Genomic DNA, 17,210 nt, shown 5'->3' with positions numbered 1-17,210 from the left:
CAAATAAAAACATTTATTGAAAATTACTTTGAAACCCTTTTTCAATCGAATTATATTTCTTTTTCTAATTCTATTCAAAAAATGTTTGTATTCCATGGAGTTTATTGCAACTTTATTTTATGATCAGTGAAGTACTATTAAAAATATTTTCAGGTTCTGTTGTAGGTTATACTACTAATGATCTCGCCCTTAGAATGTTATTTGAAAAGGTGATGGGTATCCCTAGTATAGTAGAACAAACAAAGGATCAATTCATTAATAATATCAGTCAACTCGTTGAATCTGAAATTATCAGACACGACAACATCAGTGAGGAAGTGAAAAAAGAGGCATTTCAAAATGCTTTACAAGTCATGCTGACTGAATTTATTGAAACGCATTTAAAAGAAGCTTTTCAAGAAGATGAACTGATTGCAGATATTCCTGAAATCAATACTTCTATAGATCGTTTTTTAGCCCTGATTGATGAGCAATCGAAAGAAACGATTCGTAAAGGATTGAACGGGCTATTAATGAATTCTCATATCACGGATTTCACTTCCAAACAACATATCCGCTATGTATGTGATCAATCTTTCGATATTATTCTTTCAATTTTAAAGAAAGAAAATCTTATTGAAGTATTGACAAATGACATCTGGCATGAATTCAAAAGGGAACAAGTGAAGAGTGTTGTATCCCCTATTCTTTTTGAAGCAATTGATCAATATACAGGTGATTTTTTTGATGAATTACATCAATTGATCAAAAATGACGAATTACCTCTGAATAATTTTATTGATAACTTTTTAAAGCAGATTGAGAATGACGAACTGATATTAAAGCTTAGTCAATCTATCTCTCAGAAAAGTATTAGTGAACTGTTAGGATCGGGAGATCATGTGAATATCGCCAAGGAAGTGCATCGCATCTTGGATAAAGAATTACAAGATCAGAGTGATAATGCACCCATTAAAAGGCTTATTAATATTCTTATTGACGTAATCAGTCAAGAAGAAACGACCATCTTTGATATTCTTCCTCCTACCATTGCTGAAAATTTCGAAAATTTTCTAAGAAGCAATATTCCAATTATTCTTGATGCGGTAGTTGAATGGATTCAAGAAAACCGGGAAGAAATCAATCACCTCGTTAATGAGGCCTTCGAAGAGGAAGCTAGTTTAATCGGTCGCTGGTTAATGGGGCTTTTCGTTGATAGTGTTAGTGAACGTTTCAAAGTCGTTGACGAGATCATTCATATTGCCAATGATCAAAAAACGGATCAAAACTCAAAGGCACTTGCAGAACAAGGTGCTGAGTTTATGCTAGATTATCTTAAGAAAAATAGCATCGGCAGTTTAATTCAGAAGTTCGATCAAAAAGGACTCATCAATACGCTTCATGCATTATTAAAAACGCTCATTGATGAGAAACTACTGGGACAAGGAGCTGAATCGATGTCGTCCATCATGGACAAAAGAATAGAAAGTATTTGGTCATCAGACAGGCAACATGAAGATCTTTCTAGACTTTTTAAGTTTCTTATTGATGAACAACTGATTTCAAAATTCATCTATCAGAAAAAATCAACGGAGAAAGCGAAGATTATTGTCAGCGAACGTTTGGACCGCATCAAAGAACAACCTCTGTATTCGTTATTTACAGACGCTACCATTGCCAAGTTTGGGAATAAAACACAAAGTTTTTCAGAAGAAGTTATGGTTTCTGAAAAAGTCGCCATTTCTAAGGCTTTGGAAGGAATTATTGATAAAGAAATTACAAATAAACCCTTTTCAAATTTAATCAGCTCTAATACCGTTGAGAAGTGGACTCCAAAGCTGAAAAAACTTTCAGTAGCTTTTATTCGAGATGAATTTGAAAAAGGGAAACAACGCCCTATTCATGATTTAGTAAAAATAGCTCAAAAAAGTGCTTCACTCCCCAAGAAACTCACATCAGGCATAGTAGGATATATTGATAGAAATATCAACCGACTGATGAAGGGGCAAGTGAGTAGAATTGTTGCTGATAATCTTCAAAATAAACATAATAAATTGCCTGAAATGGTGAAAGGATTTATGGGGGAAAACATGAAACCGATCACTTATTTTGGTGCATTTCTAGGTGCTATTGCTGGAGGATTAACAGCTTATGTCCCTATGGGTGAAAACCCTATCAGTTTAGGGTTAAGCATCGCCTTAGTCTATGGTATTACGGGTTTAGCGACCAACTGGATTGCCATTAAAATGATCTTCAGGCCGTATACTGCAAAATATGTAATGGGTATTAAAGTACCTTTTACGCCTAGTGTTGTCTCAGCGAATAAGGAAAACTTTGCTAACAATATGGGTAAATTTGTAGGGCAACAATTGCTTAATGAAGAGTCTATAGGCAACGATATTCAAGGAAAACTTACGTCACTCAAAGATAGTATTTACAATACCTTTGTAGAAACCGATTACCGTACGTTGGATATTCTTTTAGAAACTGAAAAGAAAGGAATTGCAAAGAAGGTAAGTAAAGACTTCACTCACAATTTGTTTTCAAAAAGGTATGAGTATGCTCAAACTTTTGCCAATAAAATAGAAGAAGAAATTGTAAAAATCGATTCGTTTCCATCAAGTTCATTGCAAACTAAATTCATTGATTTTGCACATAAAGATGCGGTTTATGAAACCCTGTCCAAGTTTTTATCCGACAAGGTGATTGATCTATTCAACAATGACTTAATGCTCAATGATGCAATTCCTGATAAATTTGTCGATCAGATGTTTGACGCTGTCAAACAAATTCTCAAAAAGCAATTAGACAAAGCTCATCAATGGATATTAAAAGATGATTTATTTGATCAACTGAAGAAAGTTTTCAGGGATAAACTGATTGAATATAGAACGAAGTCGTTGAATGAAATTCCGATCTTCAGTAATAATAAGGTAAAAATCAAAGAAAGTATTTGGAAACTCATGATGGAAACATTGGGGAAAGAGGATTTCCAAAACAAAATATTACATTTCTTTGAAAAACAATTACTGGACATTTCCAATCAAGAACAACCTATTAGGACATTGTTTGGTGGAAAACCTTATGAGGCACTTCAAGCAAACAGCATTCATATCGTTGAGCAATTGATACAAAGAGTGATCAATCATCTTAATGAAAATGATGAAAAAATTGCTCAAGATGTCTATACTTCTGTAGTGAATAAAAGAAGAATGGCAGCTCTATATGAGGGTAATATCAAAAGAACCTCTATGGCATTGACCAACAAAAAAATTCCCGATTTATTGTTGAGAGGGCTTCCTGATATTACTCAAAAGATACAAGATAGGATTTCTATTATTTCAAGAAAAACTAAGATTAAAGACCTTAATGTGGCCATCAATAATGAGCCAATAAAAGAGACTGTACTTGGTTTACTTCAAAATCATCGATTATTGACAAGTGTGCAATTTGTATTGAATAGAATTGTTGATGAAATTTTTGAAACAAAGATTGAAAAAATTCTAAGCGTGGGGACACTCTCTGAAGGTGAATTGTATGATCAACTTAGCCTAAATCTAGCTCCAGAGATAGAAATTATAAGAAACCACCTTGCTGATAGAATTTCTGACGAAGTCAAGCAAGACAACATTGTCAATGAACTATCGGACATCATCAAAGAAATATCAAAGAAGGTTATTCTTTCTAAAAAAGTAAAAGACATATTTAAGAATACAGATGAACAAGAATTACGTGAAGGTATTCGAAGCACGTTTACTATTTTATTGAATTCAAGATCGTCTCAAAAGTTTATCAGTACTATAGCACATTATATTGCTGAATACCTCGAACAAAATGGCATCTCTGAGATCGTCAATCATGAACAATTGATCTATGATGTAGAAAAAGGAATTGCAAAATCTTTGGAAAATAACAAAAATCAAGAAGTAATTAGGGAGTTGATCAAAAATCTCTCTGTAATATTTTTGAATGATTTCAATAAATGCCTCACTACCGAGACCAAGAATTACCTACTGAGTAAGACGCTCGATGGACTGATGCAATCTGCCTCTCCACATACAAGTGCATTGATTAAAACTATAGATTTCCAAGGAATTGTGGTCAATGAGATTAATCAAATGGACCCTGCCAAGATTGAGGAACTTTTTTATGGTTTTGCAGGCATGTATTTCAGAAGATTAATTATATATGGATTCTTTTTAGGATTGCCGATTGGAGCAATGTTAGATTTTGGTTTGATTCAATTAGTTTCTTTAGTCTTAAAAGAGTAAATTGAATTGACCAAAAACCAATTTCAAAAATGAAAGCTACCTTTATACTCTCTTTTTTAGTCTTATTGTTTTTCAATACTACTTTTGCTCAAAAGCAAAAAAAAACGTTAGACATTGAGCATGACTCAAGCATCACAATGATGCGTAAAAACATAGTACGTTTTAACCTTACTCCTTATTTACTTTGGGGAAGCGGAAATTATGTTTTAGGATATGAACGAAGAATCAATGATTTCCAATCCGTTTCTTTAAATGTAGGAAGTCTTACTTTCCCAAAAATTGTCACTCTACCTTTGGGTAATGGTGCTGCAAGAGATTTTAAAAATACAGGTTATAGCATTGCAGCAGATTATAGACGTTATTTTAAGAAAAGAAATAGAGGCTTTGCCCCTGATGGTTTGTATTGGGGCCCCTATATTGCTTATTACAGATACAATTTAAGCAATAACATTAGTTTCGATAGCCTTGGAGGCCAACCTGTTCAAGGAGAACCTATTCAAGCAAAAATGAAAGGAAGTGCTGATATTCTGAATATTGGCATTGAATTGGGGTATCAATTTATTATAAAAAAAAGAATTGCTGTAGACCTTATAATGATAGGTCCTGGCTATGGAATTTATACGGGAAAACTAAAGTTGGATAGTGATGTGGAAATCCCAGAAGAAGCTGAAGTTTTACAGGAAATAAAAAATGGATTAATTGAAAAATTCCCTGGGCTTGATGGCTTACTAGATGGAGAAGAAGTCAATACCAATGGAGATTTCAGGACATGGACTGGAGGTCTTCGGTTTGTGATACAAGTGGGATATTCCTTTTAGTGTCGTTACTGCAACCAAACAAATATTTTACATTTTAATATACTATGAAAACTCTTACACTCATTTCGCTACTATGCCTAAGCTCTTTCATTTGCTTTGGTCAACAATTTGTACCAGCAATACCTTCATCTGCTATGTCAGGTGCTAAAAACTCCTATGTGATCAAAAATGATGGCACTAAAATCATAGGAAAAGTAACTTCTTCCTATCTCGTAAAAAATGTATTGAAAAGTTTCACCTTTAAAACTGAAAGTGGGGAGAAATTTAAATTCAAAGCAGAAGATGTGAAAGAAGTAGGAATTAAAACTCTTAAAATTCAGACCTACACACAAGCTATTACTGCTAATTCTATCACTGAATTGTCTGGAAGAGACTTCAATAAAGTTGTTGATCAAGAATACTTCTACTTTGAGCAAGCATTGCTTCCTGGTAAGAAAAACAAATTTGCCTTGATGCAACTTTTAAACCCTGGTTTTGACCATGTTGTAAAAGTATACAAAGACCCAAATGCCAAAGAAACTACAGGACTTGGTGTTGGTGGTATAAAAGTCACTGGCGGTATTGACAAATCTTATTTAGTATGTGATGCGGGGTCAAACAGAGCTGTTTACTTAGAAAAGAAAAAATATAAGAAAGAAGCGAAAACTGTCATCTTTACTAAATGCCCTGACATCTTCGAGAAATATTACGGAGGTGATAAATTTGCCTGGAGAGATTTTGCAGAGCACGTATATGTTTATGACCAACTTTGTGGTGATCAAGCAAAATAAAACTGCTCTTTTCAAAGTCTTTTAAGTAGACAAAAAGATTCCCATTTCTAGTATTAAAGCTATAAGAAATGGGAATTTTTTTTATGTATATCTAATTAAAACAATTCTTGGCTATAGAAAAAACGTTTTAAGCTTCTTCTTTTAGGACTTGAATATCCTTAACCAATTGACGCATTTCCAACTTTAAGGTACCGTTATAAATACCTCTTATTTTTTTATTTTGATCTACCAAAATGAAATGTTCTGTATGTAAAAATTCAGTACTATCTTTTGTAAAACCTAAGTCTTCTTCAGCAAAATAGGACTGCCTTGCCAATTGATAGATTTCCCCTTTGGTTCCCGTCAAAAAATGCCAATTTTCAGAGGTAATTTCTTTAGCCGTTACATACTCATTTAAAACTTCCACATTGTCTATCCAAGGAGTAACAGTATAGGACATCAACTGTATATCATTATCACCAGAAAACTCATCATCTACAATTTTCATATTTTCTGTCATTACAGGGCAAATACTTCCACAACTTGTAAATATGAAATTCGCTACATGTATTTTCCCTTCAATATCTTTTTGAGTAATAGTCTGATTATGTTGATTTTTCATCTCAAAATCAGCAATAGAGTGCGTAATTTTAGATTCAACTTCTTGATCAGAGCTCAAAAAATGAGGAGTAAAATCAGGTGTATTATAAAAAGGGAGTTGCTTTTCACTTTCTACACAACTCAAATTTATAATACCACTAATCACAAGTATGATCCAACTAAAACGTTTCATCTGATACATTGATACAATTTTTCGTTCCTAACAATCCAAATCTCCTCCCCTCTTTGATTACATAATTCGCTTTGATTTTTCCATTATCATACCAAACCTGTTGTACTCCTTCTTCTTTCCCAATATGATAATTCTGGTTCCTTATTAAGCGACCTGAACCTGTCCAAGCTTTCGCATTTCCTTCATAAAGATCATTTTGAAAGTTGGTAATAAAACGAATCTTTCCATTGGGATAATAGCCTATTTGCTCTCCCTCTTTTTTCCCTTCCTTATAATACCTTACTTCTTCTAAAATATTATTAGGATAATACTTCACCCACTTCCCTTCCTTTTCACCATCATGATATCTTCTTACACGAAGTGTATCAGTACCATTAGGGTAAGTCCAATAAATCATTCCACTAAAACGTTTCCCATTCACATAGAAGATCCCTTTAGAAGATTTTGTCATCACCTCTTGGGCATTAACCATTTCAAGAGATAACACTTTCTTATTTTCATGTTTCTGTGGTGCACATGAAAATAAGAAAATGAAGAGAAGTAAGATAAAATTAGTTGGTTGAAGTACCTGGCGTTCCATAATATCCATTTCCATTAATGTAAGGGTCTTCTGCAGTAATATGATAATGATATGTCCCATCAGGGTAATCTTCAGTAGCGTGTGAATGACCGTGATAATCGTCTAAATCGTCATTTGTAACTGCTACCCCATTCTCCCTAGGTCCATAAACTGGAAAACCATCCAATAAAAAGCCCAATAAACCTTCTGATCCAATGGTGTCTTGGCTTGTTAAATGAACAGGCTCTAAATGGTAATGATACTCCCCAGATCTCTGCGGATGACCATTGTATTGATCAAAACTAAAAATTTCATCTGTCAATGGTTCATTGTTAGGACCTGCATATTGGTTATAAAAAGAAACCCCATTGACCGCAATTCCCATTGTTCCTAAAGAAGTAGGTTGATGGTTTGTCGCCTCTTGAGGATCTAAAGGTAGTTTGACTACACGATCAAAAGAAGAAATACGATTAGGATTCAAATGAAAATCATTACTATTATATGCCTCGTAACGACTACTCCACTCTGTATCTTGATAATAAGGACTTCCATGATCTGGTAAACCGTCCACTTCAATCACTACAAAATCGCCTTCAACATATATATCCGAAGCACCATATATTTTTTTATAAACAGATAAATCTACGCTAGAATCATCATCAGATGAATCATCGTTTGTAGTATCGTCATCAGCAGTAGGAGTTTCATCTTGTGGTGTGACATCAGAATCGTCTTCATTACTCGTCGAACAATTCATTAAAAAAATACACAATAGTAGAGTCACTAAATAAGCTTTTTTCATAGTAAAAATGGAATAATGGTTATTTTTCAATCAATATCTATCCATTAAAGGGGTACGTCATACCGTTGTACCCAATTATTAGATACTTTTTTTGAAAAATTTATGTAAAAAGTAGATATAAAATTTACAAAATCTTTTCACCAACTACAAAAAAGTACCATATCACCACCCAATAAAACAACTATTTAGCTACTCATACTATAATAATACAATTCTTATGAATTAGCATTTCGGTATTGAGAAGGAGACACACCTTCCTTCTTTTTAAATATTCTTGTAAAATAAAGAGGGTCATTATACCCTACATCATAGGCAATTTCGTTAATGGGCAATGTGGTTGACTGTAATAGTTCTTTTGCTTTTTTTATTCTCTGAATAGAAAGGTACTTAGAAGGAGTTTCATCATATACTTTTTGAAATTCCCTTTTGAATGAAGACAAACTTAAATGACATAGTTTTGCTAAATCTTCCAATGATAAATTAGAAAACGTATGCAATTCAATAACTTTCTTCAATTGTGAAGTACGTGGAGAATAAAGATCATTGATTAATTCCATTACCGAAGAAACATTATTCGTCTGAATGAGCAACAAGACCAATTCTTTAATTTTCAACTCTAATAAATCTTCATTGACCAACGAAGGATTATCAAAGTAAAACTCTAAGGAATCAATAAAACGTGCAATGATGGCTTCATCTTCAACTATTCTTGTTTTGGGGTTACTCATTTGTTTCTCAATCAACTTTGGAAGCTCATTGATGTACAATTTCTTAAGTAACTCGGGAAATAAATGAACTGCAATCACCTCTACACTTTCTTGTTCTTTCTGTTTGTGTAAGAACTCTAAAAAATACGTATCACACCTTAGCAGAATGGCTTCCTTTTTCTTTACCTCCAAGTTGTCTTGAGGAGAATGTAACTTAATGTGAGCATCTTTCATATACAAAAAACACCCTTCATTTTGAAAAACTCTTTCTTTCGTATAAGGAACTTTAAAAATATTTTTCTCAATTAGAGGTCTTCCTTGATAGTTAAAACTAATCGCTTCTTGCATTTTCATAAAGTGAAGATAGAAAATAACTAACAAAAAAAGAGGTGATCAATCAACCACCTCTTTTTTAAAATTTAAACTGCTAAACCTTTCTTTTCCCATGCAAAGGGCTGAAAAGCATTATCTAGTGGTGTTTTTGCCACATGATTCGTATAATTACTTATTGTTTTTTGAGCTAAACCAAGTATAATCTCCAAAACATTTGTTTGAGTGTAACCTGCATTAAAAAACGCTTCTAATTGTTCGTCCTTTACAAAACCTCTTGCTCGTACCAATGCCACTGTAAAAGTTCTTAACGCCTCCAATTTTTCATTAGGCAAAGGCGTCTCATTTCTTAAAGCTTCCGTGATTTCTGGAGCAATCTTCATTGCATTCGCAATTGCTGTATGTGCAGGAACACAATAGTGGCATTCATTTTCAACATTGATGGTTTGCCATACCACTGTCAATTCTTCATTGTTAAAAGAAGTACTTGCAAATGCTTCATGTAGGTAATCATAAGCTTTGGCCAACTGAGGTGAATCTGACAGTGTACCAATTAAATTAGGTACAAAACCAAACGCCTTTTTCTTTCCTTCTAATAATTCTTTGCTTGCTTCTGGAGCTGTTTCAAAGTTGTGAATTTTAAAATTTGCCATGATCTAATAAAATTTAGGGTGTTAGATTCCTAGACCTACTTTATAGAGGCCTTAAGAATGAAATTGATTAATGAATTAAAATAATGTGATCTTTCGGTTGTGGACTGATAGATTTAGTGTTGAGGCCAATATTAATAAAACAGCCAATACAGGTGGTCTACTTTCAAAAGGCAACACTTCAACAGGCACATTGGGATCAGAGTGCACAAATAAGGCTACAATCATAATAGGAAGCACCATGATACTCATACCATAAAAAAGCTTATCTGCCAATTCGGGTTTTATTTTATTGTAAAAGAAGAGTAATAGAAGAGCGATTGCCCCCACTATAATTTCACTACTTTGACCTATGAAGAAGGATAACTTTGGAAATGGCAATCCCACTGTCTCAATCTGTGTAGCAAAATTATAAGAAAACTGATCTGTAAACTTCACCAAGCCAGGCATAAATAAAAACAAGGCTATAAATGCAGTCGCTATTTTTTCTGAAACTTTCATCTTCTTTTCTTTTTTGTTTTTCTTATGATACAAATATCATGGATAGAACTTTTTAGAAAATGGACAAAACGTTCAAGGATATGGACTTTTGAGAAATGAACTTTTTTATAAATAAAAAATGCGAAAATTATTTACAATCAGTCAGAAAAAATAAGACATACCCCACTAAAAACCCATACTAAATGCTCATTAGCTAATGATTTTATTCTTTATAAAAAAAATGAGCCACCCCTTTATTATAGAGATGACTCATGTATAGCTTCTTTGAATAGCTCTAATTATTGAACACTAAGACGCTTAAATAATGTCTGACCATCTTCTGCCGTCAACCCAATGATATAAGTTCCTGACACAAGATTTGAAACATCAAACGAATACTGGAATGCTCCTTGCGGCACTGTATTCCAACTCTCTGAGCGTATTTTTCTACCTGTTAAATCCATCAACTCTAACAAAATTGATGTTGGTTTTTCAACCTCTAAAATTAATGTAGCAGTTGTAGTTGCAGGGTTTGGATATAAACGAACACTAGTTGGTGATTCATTAATAATACCGTTAATAATTGGCTTATTAACGATCACGGTGACTTCAAGTTCTAACGATAATTCACCATCAGTCACATTTAAAGGTAACGTCGCTGTTCCTTCTAACAAAGTGAAAATTATTAATCGATTGTCATTTGTGATAGATGCATCAACTAATGTAGTATCAAAATCCCCGATTGAATATTCTATAGAGTCTCCATTTAGATCTGTAAAATATTCATCAAGATTTACGATCCTAAATTCTCCAAGTTCTAAAACTAAATCGTTAAAGTCTTGAGATAATTCAGGTGCATAGTTTTTTTCTGTCACCTCTACTTCAAGGTTAATTGATACACTTTGATCTCCAACTAAAAGCGTTATCGTATAATTTTGAAGACCTTCAAGTATTCCCAATATGGACACTTTACTGTCATCTAAATTGGTGAACTCAACATTATCGATTCCCAAATTTTCCCACTCTACCTGCACTGTATCCTCTCCATTATAAATAAAATGATCAGTAAAGTCATATGTCGTTGAATCTCCTTCTCGAAGTGAGATGAATGCATTATCATTTGTAACTTCTAATTTATTATAAGTACTAAATGTATAATCCAAACTTGCAGTATACATACCATTCGTAGCTAAAATACTTACATTCACTTCTCCTTCCTCCAAAGCATAGATATTTAAAAGATTATTTTCTTCGTAAAGTGCTACAATTCCTGTTGTATCAAAACTATAAGAATATTCAAGATTTTCTTCTTCAATCAAAGTATCTAATCCAATCAAGAAAGTTTCTCCAATAAGTAAAATATTTGGCTCATTTTCAGGCAACACTTCTACAGGGACAGAAAGCGTAGTTTCTACTTGACCATCCGATGCTTTAACATAAAGGACTTCATCCCCAGAGATTGACGAATTAATAGTAATTTTCCCTACTGAATCAATTTGAACATCAAGATTTGAATCATTCTGAAGTTCAAAAGTATAAGAGAATAACCCTTCTTCTTGTTCATTGAAATGCTCTGATATATCATAATCAATAGAGGAGTTTGCATTGAAAACTAACTTAGAGACTTCCTTGATTATTACAGGTGGTCTATATCCAGGATCTGTAACAGTTACCATAAAGGATTCTGTTATTGTCTCTAAAATATCTGATGCTTTTACTGTCAATTCTATTTCTCCTTGTTGCTTTCCATAAATGACAAGTTGATTGTTATTTTCGATAGCTGCTTCTACAGATTGTACATTGTAAATTTCTATATCATAATGAATTGTATCAGCATTATAATCATAAAAATGTTCTCTCAAATCAATTACTTTAAAAGCATTTTTCTCAATTTCAAGATCTGGAATAGAATGATACACCTCAGGTAGTGTATTGTCGTAACTTTTGGCTTTCAGCGGTATTCTATTTACTACGCCCTCAAAATAAATTTCTAAATATTCATCAAATACTACTGTTCCATCTTCAGTAGGTTTAAAGGTTACAGTCAACGCCACACTATCTTTAGGTTGTAATATACCTGATTGAGATTCAACCGTAAAAACACTATTTGTTGAAAGTATTTTTTCCAAATTAATAGCTTGAGAGGACTGGTTCATTACATACATATCTAATGTCTTATAATAACCATTTGCCACACTATCAAAATCTAATACATTTCTAGATGGTGTTAAGTCTAATACGGAGATAAGAGCAGGAATTTGTCTATAAGGGTTCAATTGATCATTACTATTAACATCAATGCCATAAAGATAATCGCCTGCTTGCATTCCATTAGTAACTAAACTAAATGATACTTTCTGTGATGCACCAGGTAACAAAGTACCTTCTGTTATATCTAACTCGGCAGTCCCTTGAAGTTGAAATGCAATCCATCCAAATTGATAATTTCCACCTAACTCTCCATTTATAATTTCAGTATTGCCTGACTGAAGATCTACTTGTCTAAAATCAAAATTACCGGTATCCCAATTGTAAGCAGCCATGATCATACGATTACCATCCCAAGCCAAACCTGAGCCAAAGTTAGTCTCAAAGCCAATGTAGCCTATCTCCTCGGTCTCAGCTGTAGATGGATCTATTTTCATCAATACACTATTGATTATATCAATACCATATAAGTCACCTGTGGCACCAAAAGACAAACTAATCATCAATAGTTGTGATGACCCAAAATTTCCAACTTCACTTAATGTATGATCCTGTAAATTGAACTTATAGAGTTGGTTACTATTACACAAATAAAGTTCATCACTACTCACATTATAGGCCGCACCATTTATATTATATAAATTAATTTTGCCTTGATTTACTACCTCCTCAGTTTCGGGATCAATCAAATAGTAATCACCATTAATACTAAATTCGATGTATTTATTCAGAGAGGTAATGTACTCACCAGCACCAATAAAATCTTCAAAATAATTTTCAGTACTGTATTTTGTAAGACTTGAAATTTCCTCAGGAATCATCGAAGCATGCCCAAATTCACTCAAAGAATAATCATAGAGATAACCAAATGCAGCCTTTTCAGGAACAACAAAATCTTGATTAATATTTTGTTTTCTAGTATTGGTAAAAGTACCTCTTCTATATTCCTCAGGTATTTGTTTGCTACTTACACCTTTTCTAATCGATTGTTTTGTAGTACGAATTGCCCTTGGTAAGCTAAATTCATCCTCTGTCACATTCTGAATCTTTCTAACTCCAAGTTTATAAGATATAATATCTTCTCCTTCGTTTGTTAGAGTAAATTCTTGAGTTGTAATACTATCTCTTAATACAGTTGCAAATATAGAATCAGGTTGATGACTTAATACTAAATGAGGATAAGCATTCCAGATAAAATATTCTAAATCAATGCTAACTGAAGATTTCGATTCATCGTTCGTAGAAAAACTAATTGTCTCTGTGTACTTTCCTTTCAAAGGAGCCCAAAAATTATAGGATAACGTCATACTATCCTTTGGAGCAATAGTTAGCTCTGTTTGTTCAATAGTAATATATTGACTGCTTGACACAATATCAGTTATTTCCAAGGGTAAATAACCATCATTATATAATTTTAATGAACCACTTTTTACGCTATCTACATAAGAAACATATGAAAAGGAAGAATCATGATACTTTACAATTGGTCCTCCATATTGAACCTCAAAAAACACTTCTTTAATAGCCTCAGAAGGATCATTAGATCGAACCATGAAAATAGCTTGTGAAGATGACCCTTTTTCATAAGTGTGTTCCGTATCATAGTTGATCTGAATAGGTTGCGAAGAGTGTCCTGCTACATTACCATTTTCAGGGTTAATACTTTTAATGAAAGTGTTATTCCTAATTAAAATTGCCATTGATTCTTCAAGATACTCTGTATTGTAAGCAATACTAAAGCCTTTACTACTATCTTCATTTTGCATTCCAATAGAATAACCTATCTCTCCAACATCTTTGTATTGGAATTTAATATTTCCATTAGAATGAAGAATAACTTCAAATTCTACTGTTTGAGAAGTATTAGAAAAGTAATAACCATCAAATTGAATAACTACATAATTGTCATATTCCCTTACATAAATTGCATTTGCATAAAGGTCTCTCCAATAGGGTGCGAGCAAGTTACCCTGGGCATAAGTACTAGGTAGTTCTTTGTAATCAAAAGAACTATATGAATTACTAAAACCAATTGTACCATTATATGAAATTTCAAGTCTACTAAAAATATTATCATAATAAGTAAACTGAAAATTACTCAAGTAATATGTTCTAGTATGATCATCTCCAGATCCATAAACAGTAGCTTCTGGGTCATTTGACAAGTCTATCCAATCAAAAGTTACATTGCTTGATTCTTTACTATCAACCCAACTATATTCTCCTTCAGTATCTGTACCAAAACCAAATAATGTTGGCCTTCCTTGGATACTACTTTCTTGCCCTTTATGTAATTCTTCTTTTAAAAACTTAGAAGCTAAAAGCGGTTGTGTTTCTAATTCAGTAACAGTGTTAATGGAATAGGATAAAAGATCATCTCCTTCATTTGCTAATTGAAAAGTATACGAATCGCTTGATGGTTCCGATTGATGTAATATGATAGAATCAGGTACAACTGCTGTTGGTGGAATGTTTCCATTACCTGTTCCATAAAGGTTTACAGCATAAGTAGGTTGATTTGGATCATTGGTACGCATTGTCAAAGAAGTTGATCGATTGCCTGAAGCTACTGGAGTGAATACCACTTCTAACATTGCATTCGAATTAGGCTTAATAATTAAGGAATCAACACCAACCATATAATCAGGAAGGCTTGCATTAAAATCCGTTAATACTAAATATGAATATGTTGTATTAACAAATTCTATGTACTGAGTATGATTATACCCTAAATAAATATCACCAAAACTTGCTTCAGTATCAGCTACAAATTGTGGATCTTCTACGACTTCTACCACCCACCTTAAAACTCTTTTTCCTGTCTCATTGATTGATGCAATAATATCCAAATCATAACTTCCCAACGATAAATTTGCCACATCTATCACAATATCAATCGATGCAGAAGTGTTTGGTGCCACTTCAATCGGATCAGAGCTAATTGAAGCAAAAGGTGCTAACGAACTAAATTCAAAAGTAAAAGTTGTATCCGATTCATTAAGAATGCTAATGGTTTGTGTTTGAGTTTCACCTTGCTTAATTATTACAGTATGGTGTAAAGGTGAAATATCAAATTGTACTGGTGCTGCATCTAAAGCCTTAGAAGCGTTTAAAAGTCCCGTACCCATCTTGCCTTTATAAATCACTGGTAAACCATCATCAATTGAATCAATTGAACTTTCTAAAAGTTCTCTTAACTCTCCACTTGTAATCGGACTTGAAAGGTTAGACAAAACTAAGGCTGCTACACCCGATACATGTGGACAAGCCATTGATGTTCCTTGATAGAAACCATATGAATTAAAAGGTAATGTACTTAATATTCCTTCTGATGAAACAAAAGTTTCTCCACCAGGAGCAGAAACATCTACCCAATCTCCATAGTTACTGTACCAAGATTTTTGATTTTCATGATTTGTTGCTCCTACAGCTACAATTGGTTCGTAATAACCTGGATAATAGTCTGCATCTGAATCACTATTTCCGGCAGCGAAGAAAACGATACCGCCTTGCATAGGACTTCCTTCATATTGACCTGCTTCTTCGATAAAATAATCAACTGCATCTAAAATCTCTTGATCATATATTCCTGCAACCGTATGTCCCCAACTATTTTGAGCAATAACGGCCCCATTATCAGCAGCATAAACAAATGCTTGAGCAAACCCTCCATTATTGTAAGGACTAAACACTTCACAAGACATTAATCTTGCTCCTCCAATTACTCCATCACCTCCTGCAACACCCGCAACACCAATACCATTATTGTTACTTGCTGAAACAGTTCCTGCTACGTGAGTTCCATGAGGATCTGGATCTATAGATCCATTATTATCTACAAAATTAAACCCATAAACATCATCAATATAGCCGTTACCATCATCATCAATACCATTTCCTGGAATTTCACCAGTGTTAATCCACATGTTATTTTCAAGGTCAGTATGGTTGTAATCAATACCTCCATCCATAATAGCAACTATTACTTGATCTGATCCCATTGTAGTCTCCCATGCTTCAAACAAACTAATATCAGCACCTTCTGTTCCATTCGTTTGTCCAGTATTATGATAGTGCCATTGTGCTTCTAAAAAAAGGTCATCTGTAGTCATACGCTTGACCAGCTCTGATGGGTCTATAGGCTTTGGTTTTTCGTTAGGTCTTGCCATATGATGCACACATTTAGCAATCTCAAACCCATCGTATTTTTTAAAAGACTGAGCCACGATTTCTGGATTTTGATTGGTACTATATGTGAATTCATACCACAAATGCAAACCATGTTTTCTATGTCTTTCCTCGAATTTTTGAGAATAAGGGAATACCCTTTTCATTTGAAGAACATTATGATTTACATAGATTTCGTCTAAAGTGACTTGACCCATTTGTAATGTACCATCTGTTCTTTTAGACTGTTGTAATGTCAAAAAAGCACGCTCAGCGTCAGGTTTCAATTTCACCCTTACAACTTGAGGTATCACACTTGAATCTATACTTTTTTGTGCATAGATTTCCTGTCCAACTGTAGTACCTAGAAGGAGATATACAGTAAATACAATAAGTTTGCTAATAGATTTAAAAATCATTTTGTTTTATTCTAGCTTAAGAAAAAGTAATAAAATTTAGTTTTTAGTAGAAATGAATGATTCACAATAAATTAAAGTATTACAATAGTTTCAATGAATCAACAGATAGAATTCTATTGATTTTCATTTGTTAAATATTTATACAATAAAACGGTAAAGTTCTGTATGTCAATAATTTGCCAGTAAATCTATTTTTCAAGTACTAAAACACGTGTCAATATAGTTAATAACTATTAATTACCATCCAATAAACCTCCACAAAAAAAGGCTACCCTTTC

10 protein-coding genes are annotated in these 17,210 nt (G+C 33.3%); 3 read left to right on the top strand and 7 right to left on the bottom strand.

The window, feature by feature from the left end; genetic code table 11:
* The first annotated feature begins 119 nt into the window (after positions 1-119).
* Genes IC221_RS21180 through IC221_RS21170 form a run of 3 tightly spaced genes read left to right on the top strand, consistent with a single transcriptional unit; the run spans position 120 to position 5,838 of the window.
* Positions 120-4,250, top strand: a complete 4,131-nt coding sequence (locus IC221_RS21180; RefSeq protein ID WP_188170874.1) for a DUF445 family protein — start codon at positions 120-122, stop codon at positions 4,248-4,250.
* 29 nt (positions 4,251-4,279) lie between these two features.
* Complete coding sequence (locus IC221_RS21175) at positions 4,280-5,068, top strand: DUF3575 domain-containing protein (protein ID WP_188170873.1); 789 nt, start codon at positions 4,280-4,282, stop codon at positions 5,066-5,068.
* A 44-nt stretch (positions 5,069-5,112) separates the two neighbouring features.
* On the top strand, positions 5,113-5,838 hold the full coding sequence (locus IC221_RS21170; RefSeq protein WP_188170872.1) for a hypothetical protein: 726 nt from the start codon (positions 5,113-5,115) through the stop codon (positions 5,836-5,838).
* Positions 5,839-5,965: 127 nt separating this feature from the next.
* Here the strand turns inward: IC221_RS21170 and IC221_RS21165 are convergent, their stop codons facing one another.
* From IC221_RS21165 to IC221_RS21135, 7 genes are all read right to left on the bottom strand, one after another.
* On the bottom strand, positions 5,966-6,610 hold the full coding sequence (locus tag IC221_RS21165) for an SCO family protein (RefSeq protein ID WP_188170871.1): 645 nt from the start codon (positions 6,608-6,610) through the stop codon (positions 5,966-5,968).
* Complete coding sequence (locus IC221_RS21160; protein WP_188170870.1) at positions 6,597-7,190, bottom strand: toxin-antitoxin system YwqK family antitoxin; 594 nt, start codon at positions 7,188-7,190, stop codon at positions 6,597-6,599. The genes IC221_RS21165 and IC221_RS21160 overlap by 14 nt, the downstream gene beginning before the upstream one ends.
* A complete protein-coding gene (locus IC221_RS21155; RefSeq protein ID WP_188170869.1) occupies positions 7,162-7,971 on the bottom strand; it encodes a YHYH protein in 810 nt (269 codons plus the stop codon). Before IC221_RS21155 ends, IC221_RS21160 begins: the two co-directional genes overlap by 29 nt.
* 215 nt (positions 7,972-8,186) lie before the next feature.
* A complete protein-coding gene (locus tag IC221_RS21150; RefSeq protein ID WP_188170868.1) occupies positions 8,187-9,032 on the bottom strand; it encodes an AraC family transcriptional regulator in 846 nt (281 codons plus the stop codon).
* A gap of 65 nt (positions 9,033-9,097) precedes the next feature.
* Positions 9,098-9,661 (bottom strand): carboxymuconolactone decarboxylase family protein, encoded by a 564-nt coding sequence (locus IC221_RS21145; protein WP_188170867.1) that lies wholly within the window; start codon positions 9,659-9,661, stop codon positions 9,098-9,100.
* A 75-nt stretch (positions 9,662-9,736) separates the two neighbouring features.
* Positions 9,737-10,159, bottom strand: coding sequence for a hypothetical protein (locus tag IC221_RS21140; RefSeq protein ID WP_044201904.1), 423 nt, complete (start codon positions 10,157-10,159; stop codon positions 9,737-9,739).
* 278 nt (positions 10,160-10,437) lie between these two features.
* Positions 10,438-16,932, bottom strand: a complete 6,495-nt coding sequence (locus IC221_RS21135; RefSeq protein WP_188170866.1) for a S8 family serine peptidase — start codon at positions 16,930-16,932, stop codon at positions 10,438-10,440.
* Between the last annotated feature and the right edge of the window lie 278 nt (positions 16,933-17,210).

It is taken from the genome of Flammeovirga sp. EKP202, from assembly GCF_014534745.1.
Lineage (GTDB): Bacteria > Bacteroidota > Bacteroidia > Cytophagales > Flammeovirgaceae > Flammeovirga.
This window is presented reverse-complemented; position numbering and strand designations above follow the sequence as displayed.

What these genes read in the sequence shown, in the direction of transcription:
- IC221_RS21180 (WP_188170874.1), top strand. Translation starts at nt 120, where the DNA reads ATGATCAGTGAAGTACTATTAAAAATATTTTCAGGTTCTGTTGTAGGT.
- IC221_RS21175 (WP_188170873.1), top strand. Translation starts at nt 4,280, where the DNA reads ATGAAAGCTACCTTTATACTCTCTTTTTTAGTCTTATTGTTTTTCAAT.
- IC221_RS21170 (WP_188170872.1), top strand. Translation starts at nt 5,113, where the DNA reads ATGAAAACTCTTACACTCATTTCGCTACTATGCCTAAGCTCTTTCATT.
- IC221_RS21165 (WP_188170871.1), bottom strand. Translation starts at nt 6,610, where the DNA reads ATGAAACGTTTTAGTTGGATCATACTTGTGATTAGTGGTATTATAAAT.
- IC221_RS21160 (WP_188170870.1), bottom strand. Translation starts at nt 7,190, where the DNA reads ATGGAACGCCAGGTACTTCAACCAACTAATTTTATCTTACTTCTCTTC.
- IC221_RS21155 (WP_188170869.1), bottom strand. Translation starts at nt 7,971, where the DNA reads ATGAAAAAAGCTTATTTAGTGACTCTACTATTGTGTATTTTTTTAATG.
- IC221_RS21150 (WP_188170868.1), bottom strand. Translation starts at nt 9,032, where the DNA reads ATGAAAATGCAAGAAGCGATTAGTTTTAACTATCAAGGAAGACCTCTA.
- IC221_RS21145 (WP_188170867.1), bottom strand. Translation starts at nt 9,661, where the DNA reads ATGGCAAATTTTAAAATTCACAACTTTGAAACAGCTCCAGAAGCAAGC.
- IC221_RS21140 (WP_044201904.1), bottom strand. Translation starts at nt 10,159, where the DNA reads ATGAAAGTTTCAGAAAAAATAGCGACTGCATTTATAGCCTTGTTTTTA.
- IC221_RS21135 (WP_188170866.1), bottom strand. Translation starts at nt 16,932, where the DNA reads ATGATTTTTAAATCTATTAGCAAACTTATTGTATTTACTGTATATCTC.